This is a genomic window from Hymenobacter cellulosilyticus, from assembly GCF_022919215.1.
Lineage (GTDB): Bacteria > Bacteroidota > Bacteroidia > Cytophagales > Hymenobacteraceae > Hymenobacter > Hymenobacter cellulosilyticus.
In genome coordinates this window covers 1,061,724-1,072,818 of the sequence record NZ_CP095046.1, presented here as the reverse complement: position 1 = coordinate 1,072,818, position 11,095 = coordinate 1,061,724, and the positions used below count along the sequence as shown (strand labels likewise).

The following is an 11,095-nucleotide window of genomic DNA, read 5'->3' as shown; positions in this document are numbered from 1 at the left end:
TACGAAATAAATTCGAGAAGAACTATATGCGCCGCCGGAGTTGCTACAGCGCAGCAAGAGCCCGCAGAACGGTCTGCCCGAAATCGGCCAGGGTCCATTCCTTGATGTCAGACACTTGCCCGTCGCCGACTTCCACCACTACGCTACTACCGGCAGCAGTCAGCACCATGTCCAGGCTGTAGAAGTTTCGGGGAGCTAGTAAGGCCAGGACTGGTTGCAGCTCGGCAGGCAGCTTGGCACCATGTGCGCCATACGCCACACCAGCCACTACGAAGAACCGCCGCTCGGAGTCGGGCAGCAGCTCCGTGAAGGTCCGCACGAATAGAACATCGGTAGTGGATAATTCGTGCTTTTGAATCAGCATCTGCCACTGCTCGGTACTGGCCACAACCGAATCGGGCCCGAAGGATTTGACCAGGCCTTTCACGAAGTAGCGCTGGCCGGCGGAAAAGTCCGGTAGTTGCGCCGCGGGCTGAAACGAGCTGTCAAAGGTGAATTCCCGAATGGCGTCATACCAGCCCGAGGCCTGGTGGGAGGACAGGTACTCGGCCGGGCTTACCAGCAACGGGGTGCGTTGAGCCAGCTGTTCGTACTCGGCCGCCGACAACATCCAACCCCGATACAGAGCCGGAGTAGTTCCGGCAAGGCGTGGCAGGAGCTTATCGGTTTCAACATCGAACAAGGCTGCGTCAAAACCATTGGCGCGGACCCAGGCATACTCCGGCTCCCATAGTGGGTCTATGGTAGTCGGCTGATAGGGTAAGGAGGGTAAATGATTTGCATTAAAGGTTTGGCTACGCTTCCACGGCCCGGCGAGCTACGGCGGCGCGGATGTCGCTGGGCTCGTCTTTGGGAATGGCGGCCAGCAGCTGCTTGGTGTAGTCGTGTTGGGGGTTGGCGTAGACGTCGGCGGCCGGGCCGCTTTCCACAATCCGGCCCTGACTCATGACCAAGAGCCGGTCGGACATGAAGCGGGCCACCGACAGGTCGTGGGTGATGAAAAGGTAGGTGATGCCGAAGTCGCGCTTGAGCTGGTTGAGCAAGTTCAGCACCTGGGCCTGCACCGACACGTCGAGGGCCGACACCGACTCGTCGCAGACGATGCATTTGGGCTGCAAGGCCAGGGCCCGGGCAATGCAAATCCGTTGGCGCTGGCCACCCGAGAATTCGTGCGGGTAACGTAGGTAATGTTCTTCCTTCAAACCCACGGTGCGCAGCAGCTCCAGCACCCGAGCTTTTTGCTCTTGCCGGCTGCCACCCACGCTATGCACCCGCATCGGTTCCAGGATGGCCTCCCCCACGGTCATCATCGGGTTGAGGGCCGCGTAGGGGTCCTGAAAGACCATCTGAAATTCCTTGCGCCGTTTGCGCAGCTCGCCGGCGGGCAAGCTTGCCAGATCCGTCTTTTCGAACAGGATGCGGCCGGCCGTTGGTTCCACCAGTCGCAAAAGCGCCCGGCCCAGCGTGGTCTTGCCGCAGCCCGACTCGCCCACCAGCCCCACGGTTTCGCCGCGGAAGATGTCGAAGCTGACTCCGTCCACGGCCCGCACGAACTCGGGCTTGCGGTTGAAGAAGCCCTTGCGAATGGGAAAGTGGACGTTCAGGTTTTCAACGCGTAAGAGCGGGTCGGAATGGGTGGTTGAAGCTGAACGTGAAGCCTCGACTGCTAGAGCTTGGTTGAGCACCTCCCCTTTCGTTTCGCTGGCTAAAACCGCCTCATTTTGTTCCACGGGGAACGTTTTGGTGGTTTCAAGAGAAATGTTATCAGAGGTAGCAGTTACGGCAATAGTTGAGCTCTCCGGCGTGGAACGCGTGAGTTTTTCCACGAGGTTGCCGGCCGCGTCCTCGGTCATAAAATCGGCTACTACGGGTAGCCACTGCCGGCCCACTGAGAGTTTGGGACGGCAAGCCAGCAGGCCTTTGGTGTAAGGATGCTGGGGGTTGGTGAAAATGTCGAGCACGGGGCCCTGCTCCACTACCCGGCCGCGGTACATGACCAGAAGCCGGTCGGCAATTTCGGCTACCACGCCCAGGTCGTGGGTGATGAAGAGCACGGCCGTGTTGTGCTGGCGGCGCAGCTCGTCGATGAGCTGCAGCATGCGGGCCTGCACCGTCACGTCGAGGGCGGTGGTAGGCTCGTCGGCAATGAGGATGGCGGGGTTGCAGGCCATGGCCATGGCTATCATCACGCGCTGCTTCTGCCCCCGCTGATTTCGTGGGGGTAGGCGTTCAGGATTTTCTCGGGGCGGGGCAGCTGGGCCATGCGAAACAGCTCCACCGTGCGGGCCTCGGCTTCCTTTTGGCTGAGCGTGGTATGCAGGCGCAAAGCTTCTACCACCTGGCTGCCGCAGGTATAGACCGGGTTCAGGGACGTCATGGGTTCCTGAAAAATCATGCTGATGTCGTTGCCCCGCACCTTTTGCAGCTGCTGATCCGGAAGCTGGAGCAAGTCGACTTCGCCCAGGGCTTCGGAGTGAAACTGCGCCGTGCCCGAAGCAATCCGGCCGGGCGGCATCGGAATCAGGCCCATTAAGGCCAGGGAAGTAACGGACTTGCCCGAGCCGGATTCGCCCACGATGGCCACGGTTTCACCCCGGTGTAGGTCGAAGGACACGTCATGTACGGCCCGCACGTCGCCGCGGTGGGAACGGAAGTCGATAGTCAGATTGCGGACGGACAGAATGGGCTCAGGCACGGGAAACAGAAATTCGGGACGACAATCGGTAAAGATAGGCAGGCGGGCCGTAGCTTGCCGGACGGGGCTTACGTATGGCTTATTTAGCCCAACAACACACCCAAGACATTACTTCCACTCAACATGCAGTATCGTAAACTAGGTAAAACCGACCTTTCCGTTTCCGAAATCAGCCTTGGCACCTGGCAGGTCGGAGGCAAATGGGGTGACCCGTTCAGCCACGAAAACGCTGACCAGATTCTGAACGCCGCCGTGGACCGGGGCATCAACTTCATCGACACGGCCGACGTGTACGGCGACGGCGAAAGCGAAAAGGCCGTGGGCCGGCTCGTACGCAGCCGTTCCGAGCAGGTGTACGTGGCCACCAAATGCGGCCGGCAGCTGCAGCCCCACACCAACGACGCCTATCAGCCCGAGGCACTACGCAAGTTTGTAGAGCAAAGCCTGCGCAACATGCAGCTCGATACCATCGACCTGATTCAGCTTCACTGCCCTCCTACCGAGGTCTATTACCGCCCCGAAATCTTCGAAGTATTCGACCGGCTCAAGGAAGAGGGCAAGATCCGGCACCTGGGCGTGAGCGTGGAAAAGGTGGAAGAAGGGCTTAAGGCCTTAACCTTCCCCAACGTGTGCTCCATCCAGCTTATCTTCAACATGTTCCGGCAGCGGCCCCAAGAGCTGCTGTTCCAGGAAGCCAAGCGGCACAACGTGGGCCTGATTGTGCGCGTGCCCCTGGCCAGCGGCCTACTCACCGGCAAGTTCTCCCGCGACACGACCTTCTCAGCCGACGACCACCGTCAATTCAACCGGGAAGGGGCCGCCTTCGACAAAGGCGAGACGTTCTCGGGCGTCGACTACGAAGTAGGCCTGGAGGCCGTAGAAGCGCTTAAAAAGGTGTTTCCTGACCAGCCCAACCTGGCGCCCATAGCTCTGCGCTGGGTCTTGATGTTCGACGAGGTAAGCTGCGTAATTCCCGGCGCTTCCAAGCCTAGCCAGTTGGAATCGAACCTCAAGGCGGCCGAACTGCCCGCCATTACCGACGAGCAGATGCAGCAGGTACGCGCCATCTACGACCAGCGTATCCGGCCGCTGGTGCACTATACGTGGTAAAATGAGCTTGTAGAAGGTCATGTCGAGCGAAGGGAGACGTTTCGCGTGGCGTCGTTGGGTTGGTAATCAAAGATCAGCATGCAAGATGTCTCCCTTCGTTCGACATGACTGTTCTCAAAAATCAATAAAAAAGCCCGCTGGATTGCTCCAGCGGGCTTTTTGCTTTTAGCAGACTGTCTTACACCACTTCCGACGTTTCAGCATCGTGGCGGGGCACTTCAGTGGCTCTTGGAGCTTCCGCAACAGCGTTTTCCTCGGCGAAAAACTTGTTCTGATTGAATAGAATCAGCACCACGCCGATGAAGATGCAGGAGTCGGCGATGTTGAAGATGGGAAAGTCAGGAATGATCTTCCCTCCTACCAGCGGCCAGGAAATGGGGAAAAAACCGTCGGGGAAGTCCACGAACAGCATATCGATAACCTGGCCGTGAAACCAGGGCGTAGGCACGCCAAACGGAGCGTTGTCGTAGAGGACGCCGTAGAAAATCGAGTCAATCAGGTTGCCGACGGCCCCGCCCAGAATCAGGGCCACGCAGGCAATGTAGCCGGGAATGGCCCGGCGCTGCCACAGCTTGTAGATGTAGTAGCTGATGCCGACCATCGCCACCAAGCGGAAGCTGGTAAGGAGGATTTTGCCGTAAGGCGGCGGCAGTTCCACGCCGAAAGCCATGCCGGGATTCAGCGTGTAATGCAGCTTGCCCCAGTCGCCGAGCAGGGAAATTTCGCCCGCCATACCGGGTTCCATGTAGGTATGCACGGCCCACTTCGAAAGTTGGTCGATGACGATGACCAGCAAAGCCAGCAGGTAGTATTTCCAGTACTTCATTTCTGAGAAGTGAGAGGTTAGAAGTGAGAAGTGAGACGTCGGGCTGACGTAGTGTCAGCTTCGGAACCTCTTCCCTCCCCGGGTACAAAGTGACGAAGAATTTTAGACTTTCCTGCGCGAAACGACTGGGCCTTCCTCCTTGCCTCTGGTATATATTTTTCGGGCGTTTTATGCCCTTTTGAGCTGATTTTCCGGTCCGCTTCAACGCTTTGTGCGCCGATGTGCCAACCGACCTTTCTGCAAAGTCGGTTGGCACCTTAGGCTCAGCCGTTTGCGACTTCCAGCTGTACGGGCACGTTATACTCGTCGAATTCGAGCACCGAACCGCCGCTGATTTCGGGCGCGAAATCCAGGGCCAGGGCTTGAACTTCCTCCCGGATATAGTCGCCAAAGGACTGCACGGCGGCTTCCAGTTCGGGCTGCTGCTGCAGCGTTACGCGGATTTTGTCCTGCACTTCCAGGCCGCTGTCCTTGCGCAGGTTCTGTAGACGGTTCACCAATTCGCGGGCTACGCCTTCCTGGCGCAGCTCGTCGGTCAGGGTCACGTCGAGGGCCACGGTGAGGGGGCCATCGGTGGCCACGAGCCAGCCGGGCAAGTCGTCGGTGCGGATTTCCACGTCGTCGGGGGCCAGGGTATAGGTTTCGCCCCCGATTTCCACGGCCAGCTGCCCGGTTTTTTCGAGCGTGCTGATTTCCTCGGCCGTCATCTGCTGAATCCGGGCCCCTACCACCTTCAGCTTGGGTCCGTACTGCTGGCCCAGGCGTTTGAAATTGGGCTTCACCGACTTCACCAGCACGCCGCTGGTATCGTCGAGAAACTCCACGTGCTTCACGTTCACCTCGGCGCAGATCAAATCCTCCACCTTGCCGACCTGCTCCCGCGTGGTGTCGTTCAGCACCGGCACCAGGATGCGCTGCAGGGGCTGGCGCACCTTCAGCACCGACTTCTTCCGCAACGAGTGGGTGAGCGAAGAAATGCGCTGGGCCAGCTCCATGCGCTCTTCCAGAGCCTTGTCGATGCGGGCTTCGTCGGCGTCCACGAGCAGTGTCAGGTGCACCGATTCGGCAGTCCAGCGCTGGGCGTTGCCTTCCTGACGCAGGCCGTCGGTCATGTTCTTGTAGAGCCATTCGGCGAAGAAGGGCGCAATGGGAGCCATGAGCTGGGCTACGGTCACGAGGCATTCCTGCAGGGTTTCGTAGGCAGCGCGCTTGTCGGTGGTCAGCTCGCCCTTCCAGAAACGGCGGCGCGAGAGGCGCACGTGCCAGTTGGAAAGCTGATCGGTGACGAAATCCTGGATGGCGCGGGCGGCCTTGGTGGGGTCGTAGCCATCGTAGTAGCCCCGCACTTCGAGGATGAGGGACTGCAGCTTGCTCAGAATCCAGCGGTCCAGCTCGCTGAGCTCAGCGTGGGGCACGCGGCCGGTTTCGGTGGCCTGGAAGCCGTCGAGGTTGGCGTAGAGCGAGTAGAACGAGTACGTGTTGAAGAGCGTGCCGAAGAAGCGGCGCTGCACCTCCGTGATGCCGGCCAGGTCAAACTTAAGGTTGTCCCAGGGCTGGGCGTTGGCAATCATGTACCAGCGGGTGGCGTCGGGGCCGTACTGGCTGATGGTGGCAAACGGGTCCACGGCGTTGCCCTTGCTTTTGCTCATCTTCTCGCCTTTTTTGTCGAGCACCAGACCGTTGGCCATGACGTTCTTGTAGGCTACCGAATCCTCCAGCATTACGCCCAGGGCATGCAGCGTGAAGAACCAGCCGCGAGTCTGATCCACGCCTTCGGCAATGAAGTCGGCGGGGAAATTCTGCTTGAACTTCTCGCCGTTTTCCAGGGGGTAGTGCCACTGGGCGTAGGGCATGGCGCCGCTGTCGAACCACACGTCGATGAGGTCGGTTTCGCGGTACATGGCCTGGCCGGTGGGACTCACCAGGAAAATATCGTCCACGTAGGGGCGGTGCAGGTCGATTTTCTTGGTCGACTCAGCTTCGTTGCCATCGGCCATTACCCAGTTGCCATCCACTTTACGGTAGGGGTTGTGGGTCATGATTTCGGCGGCTACGGCCTTGTCGATTTCGGCGCTGAGCTCCTCGATGGAGCCGATGCAGATTTCCTCGGAGCCGTCCTGACTGCGCCAGATGGGCAGGGGCGTACCCCAGTAGCGCGAGCGACTCAGGTTCCAGTCGACCAGGTTTTCCAGCCAGTTGCCGAAGCGGCCGGTGCCGGTGCTTTCGGGCTTCCAGTTGATGGTTTTATTCAGCTCGATAAGCCGGTCTTTCACCGCCGTAGTCTTGATAAACCAGGAGTCGAGCGGGTAGTAGAGCACGGGCTTCTCGGTGCGCCAGCAGTGGGGGTAGGTGTGCTCGTACTTCTCCACTTTGAAGGCCGTGCCGTCGCCTTTCATGCGGATGGCAATGCTTTCATCGAGGGTCTTGTAGTCGGCTCCGCTCTGGTCGTGGCCGTCGTAGTTTTTCACCCAGCGGCCGCCAAATTCACCCATCTGAGCCACGTAGCGGCCGGTGCGGTCCACGATGGGGCTGATTTTGCCTTCGTCGTCGGTTACCAGCAGGGCCGGAATGTCGGCCAGGGCCGCGGCCCGGAAGTCATCGGCGCCGAAGGTGGGGGAGATGTGCACGATGCCGGTACCGTCTTCGGTGGTTACGAAGTCGCCGTTGATGACGCGGAAGGCCCGCTCCTCCCCTTCAAAGGCCGGAAAGCCCTTGTCGTGGCCGAACAGCCGCTCGTAGGTAACGCCAACCAGGTCGGAGCCTTTGAAGGTGGCTTCGATGCGCCAGGGCAGCACTTTGTCGCCGGCTTTGTAGTCTTCCAGGGAAGCGTCCTTGGCTTTCTCCGAGAAATGACGGCCTACCAACGCCTCAGCCAGTACCACCCGGATGGGGGCGTAGGTGTAGGGGTTGAAGGTGCGCACCAGCACGTAGCTGATGTTTTTGCCCACGGCCAAGCCCGTGTTGGCGGGCAAGGTCCAGGGCGTGGTGGTCCAGGCCAGGATATAGGTCGGAACCTCGACGGCGCCGGCAAATAGCTTCTCCGACTTCTCGTCCTGCTTCACCTTGAACTGAGCCACGATGGTCGTGTCCTTCACGTCGCGGTAGGTGCCGGGCTGGTTGAGTTCGTGGGAGCTGAGGCCCGTGCCGGCGGCCGGCGAGTAGGGCTGGATGGTGTAGCCTTTGTAGAGCAGGCCTTTGTCGTAGAGCTTTTTGAGCAGGGCCCAGCAGCTTTCGATGTACTCAGGCTCGAAGGTGATGTAAGGGTCGTCGAGGTCTACCCAATAGCCCATTTTCTCGGTGAGGTCGTCCCACTGGGCCTTGAAGCGCATGACAGTCTCCCGGCAGCGCTGGTTGTAGTCCTCGATGCTGATTTTCTTGCCGATATCCTCCTTGGTGATGCCCAGCTCCTTTTCCACCTGCAGCTCGATGGGTAGGCCGTGGGTGTCCCAGCCGCCCTTGCGCGAGACCTGCTTGCCCAGCAGGGTCTGGTAGCGGCAGAAGATGTCCTTCACGGTGCGGGCCATGACGTGGTGAATGCCCGGGGCGCCGTTGGCCGAAGGCGGACCTTCATAGAACACGAAGGTGGGCTGCCCTTCGCGGGTGCTCACGCTTTTCTCAAAGATGCCGTTCTGCTTCCACCACGCCAGGATATCGGTGCCGACCTGGCCGTAGTTGAGCGGCTGCTTGTATTCGGGGTAGTTCATTGTTGGGGTGTTGTCGCGTGAAGCGTAGGCTAAATCAGAACGTCATGCAGAGCGCAGCGAAGCATCTTGCTCGCGCCGTTGGAAAAAGTAGGGCAACGTCAGCACGCGAGATGCTTCGCTACGCTCTGCATGACCAGAGTATTTAAAAAACTATGAATCCAGCTTCTTCTGCAAGGGGATGCGGCGCAGATTGATTTCCGCGTCGTCGTCTTCCTCGTGGTACGTGTGGTCGAAGTGCTGAATGAAGGATTCGTTGATATTCTCATCCTTGCCGTGCTCGAAGGTAACGAGCAGGGAAGGCAGCAGAATCAGGTTGGAGAAGTTGGTAATCAGCAGGGAGGCCGACATAAGCAGGCCCAGGGCCTTGGTGCCACCGAACTCAGAGAAGGCAAACACCGAAAAGCCCAGAAACAGCACAATGCTGGTGTAAATCATGCTGGTGCCGGCCTCGCTGAGCGTGGTGCTAATGGCGGCCCGCACACGGTGCCCATTGGCAGCCAGCTCCTGCCGGAACTTAGCCAGCAGGTGGATGCTGTTGTCGCCGTCGATGCCCAGGGCAATGCTGAAAATAAGCGCCGTGCTGGGCTTGAGCGGAATGCCGAAGTAGCCCATAATACCGCCGGTGAGCAGCAAGGTGAAGAAGTTGGGCAGCAACGTGAAGAACACGGCCCGGATGCTGCGGAACAGAATCAGCACCACCAAGCCCACCAGCCCGAAGGCAATCAGCAGACTTTCCTTGAGCATGTTGATCAGATACTCGTTGCCCTTGGTAAACAGAATCGTGGTGCCGGTGAGCTTCACGTCCATACCCGTGCCGTTGAAAATCTCCTTGATCTGGGGCCGAATCTGGTTGGTCAGCAGCGTGTCGAGGTTGCGGGAGCCGATGTCGGCAATCTTCAGCGAAATGCGGGCACTCTGACCAGTAGAGTCGGTGAAGGAGCGGATCAGCTTGCTGTCTAGGCCGCCACCAGCCTTGCCCTGGGAATGGGCCAGGTAGCTCAGGATAAAATTCTTCTCGGAGTTGTCGGGCAGGCGGTAATACTCGGGGTTGTCGTTGTAGAACGCCTGGGTTGAAGCCTTTAAGAACGTCACGATGCTCACGGGCGTAGTCAGCACGGGCTGGGTGCGCAGAAACTTCTCGAACCGGTCAATTTTCTCCAGGTTCTTGAGCTTCATGATGCCCCGCTTCGAGCCGGTATTCACCACGATTTCCAGGGGCATGACGCCGTTGAAATGCTGCTCGAAGAACTTCAAATCGGAGTTGACGGAGCTGTCCTTGGGCAGGTCATCCACCATGTACGACACCGACTTTACCTTCGTAACGCCCCCAATAGCCAAGGCCATCATCACAGCAGCGGCCAGGTACACCATGCCGCGGCGCTCCAGCACGAGGTGCTCGAAAAACTCCAGCAGCTTGGTCAGCGGGGTAGCGTCGAGGTGCTCCAGCTGCTTGGGCGTGGGCGGGGGCAGGATAGTAAAGACAATCGGAATCAGGATAAACGAGACCAGGAAGGCCACGAAAATATTGATGGTAGCCACGGCCCCAAACTGGAACAGAATGGCAATGTTGGTGAAGCAGAACACCACAAAGCCGATGGCCGAGGTGGTGTTGTTCATCAAGGTCACGAGGCCGATTTTGCTGACCACGCGGGTCATAGCCAGCACCTGGTTGCCCGATTTGCGGTAGTCGTAGTGGTAGCGGCTGAGTAGGTAGGTACAGTTCGGAATGCCGATAACGATGATAATACTCGGTATCAGACCCGTGAGCAGGTTGATTTTGTAGCCCATCAGTACCATGGAGCCGATACACCATACCACCACGATAAGCACAATCAGGATGGGGAAGACTACGGCAGCCCAGGTCCGGAAAAACAGGAACAAGGTAATGGCCATCATGGCCACCGTTAGGGCCACGAAGAGCTTCATTTCGGCCGCTACCTTGGTTGTCATCGTGGCGCGCACGTAGGGCAGGCCGGCGTAGTGCATCCGGATGCCGGTTTTCTGCTGGAACCGCTCGGCATGGGCCAGAATTTCCTTCATCACGCCTTCGCGCTTCGAGGAGTTCAGAAACTTGGGGTCCATGGTCAGAGCCAGCAGCGTAGCACCCGTGGTAGGCGAAATCAGCTGGCCTTTGTAGAATTCCTGCCGGTTCACCACCCGCATCAGGGAGTCCAGCTCGGCCTGGGTTTGCGGGGCTTGCTTGAAGATGGGGCTGGCCCGGAAGCTTTGGTTGCTGGTGTCTTTTTCGAGCTTGATGAGCTTGGTGACCGACAAAACGCCGCTCACGCCCTGCACCTTGCCCAGGGTTTCGGTCAGGTTGCGCAGCTCGTTGAAGTTGCCGAGCTCATACACGCTGCTGTCCTGCAAGCCCAGCACGAACACGTTGCCGTCTTCGCCGAAAGTTTTCTTGAACTGCTGGAAATACACCATGTCCGGGTCGTCGGGGCTGACGACCTGGGCAAAGTCATAGGTCATTTCCACCTTGCGGGCGTGCCAGCCCATGAACACCGTAATAGCGGCCAGGAGCAGAATCAGTATCCGCCGGTGCTTGATATTGAATAAGGTGAGTTTACTCCACATAGGCCGCTAAAATTTAGCAAAGGTACGCAATGACTGGCTGGTAGAAGGATGATACAACTCGGGCTGCCGGCACCCGCCAAGCGGTAAACCTAACGGGTTCCGGCTCTGCGGCCCGCCCCCACTCGACGCCCGACCCGCTTCAGCCGACCGGAAACGAAAACGGGGCCGCCATGCTCAGCA

At 59.0% G+C, this 11,095-nt stretch carries 6 protein-coding genes and 1 pseudogene; 1 reads left to right on the top strand and 6 read right to left on the bottom strand.

What is annotated here, in order from left to right; all coding sequences use genetic code 11:
* Window positions 1–43: 43 nt before the first annotated feature.
* The 3 genes and pseudogenes from MUN79_RS05300 to MUN79_RS30655 form a co-directional block, all read right to left on the bottom strand.
* Window positions 44–682, bottom strand: coding sequence for an ATP-grasp domain-containing protein (locus MUN79_RS05300; RefSeq protein ID WP_244676726.1), 639 nt, complete (start codon window positions 680–682; stop codon window positions 44–46).
* 112 nt (window positions 683–794) lie between these two features.
* The gene (locus tag MUN79_RS05295) at window positions 795–2,186 is read right to left on the bottom strand and encodes a dipeptide ABC transporter ATP-binding protein (protein WP_311136753.1); all 1,392 of its coding nucleotides are present in this window, start codon (window positions 2,184–2,186) and stop codon (window positions 795–797) included.
* Window positions 2,187–2,575 (bottom strand): annotated as a pseudogene (locus tag MUN79_RS30655) (ATP-binding cassette domain-containing protein); the annotation flags it as partial.
* A 243-nt stretch (window positions 2,576–2,818) separates the two neighbouring features.
* Between MUN79_RS30655 and MUN79_RS05290 the strand changes: the two are divergent.
* Window positions 2,819–3,805, top strand: coding sequence for an aldo/keto reductase (locus MUN79_RS05290; RefSeq protein ID WP_244676725.1), 987 nt, complete (start codon window positions 2,819–2,821; stop codon window positions 3,803–3,805).
* Between the two features lie 178 nt (window positions 3,806–3,983).
* On the opposite strand, the gene MUN79_RS05285 is transcribed toward MUN79_RS05290, so the two are convergent.
* The 3 genes from MUN79_RS05285 to MUN79_RS05275 all read right to left on the bottom strand — a co-directional run bounded on the left by MUN79_RS05285 (window position 3,984) and on the right by MUN79_RS05275 (window position 10,915).
* Window positions 3,984–4,631, bottom strand: coding sequence for a lipoprotein signal peptidase (locus MUN79_RS05285; RefSeq protein ID WP_244676724.1), 648 nt, complete (start codon window positions 4,629–4,631; stop codon window positions 3,984–3,986).
* A gap of 263 nt (window positions 4,632–4,894) precedes the next feature.
* Entirely contained in the window at window positions 4,895–8,335 is a 3,441-nt protein-coding gene (ileS, locus tag MUN79_RS05280; RefSeq protein ID WP_244676723.1) for an isoleucine--tRNA ligase, read from the bottom strand.
* A gap of 150 nt (window positions 8,336–8,485) precedes the next feature.
* The gene (locus MUN79_RS05275) at window positions 8,486–10,915 is read right to left on the bottom strand and encodes an efflux RND transporter permease subunit (RefSeq protein ID WP_244676722.1); all 2,430 of its coding nucleotides are present in this window, start codon (window positions 10,913–10,915) and stop codon (window positions 8,486–8,488) included.
* Window positions 10,916–11,095: the final 180 nt, after the last annotated feature.

What these genes read in the sequence shown, in the direction of transcription:
- MUN79_RS05295 (WP_311136753.1), bottom strand. Translation starts at nt 2,186, where the DNA reads ATGATAGCCATGGCCATGGCCTGCAACCCCGCCATCCTCATTGCCGAC.
- MUN79_RS05290 (WP_244676725.1), top strand. Translation starts at nt 2,819, where the DNA reads ATGCAGTATCGTAAACTAGGTAAAACCGACCTTTCCGTTTCCGAAATC.
- MUN79_RS05285 (WP_244676724.1), bottom strand. Translation starts at nt 4,631, where the DNA reads ATGAAGTACTGGAAATACTACCTGCTGGCTTTGCTGGTCATCGTCATC.
- ileS (WP_244676723.1), bottom strand. Translation starts at nt 8,335, where the DNA reads ATGAACTACCCCGAATACAAGCAGCCGCTCAACTACGGCCAGGTCGGC.
- MUN79_RS05275 (WP_244676722.1), bottom strand. Translation starts at nt 10,915, where the DNA reads ATGTGGAGTAAACTCACCTTATTCAATATCAAGCACCGGCGGATACTG.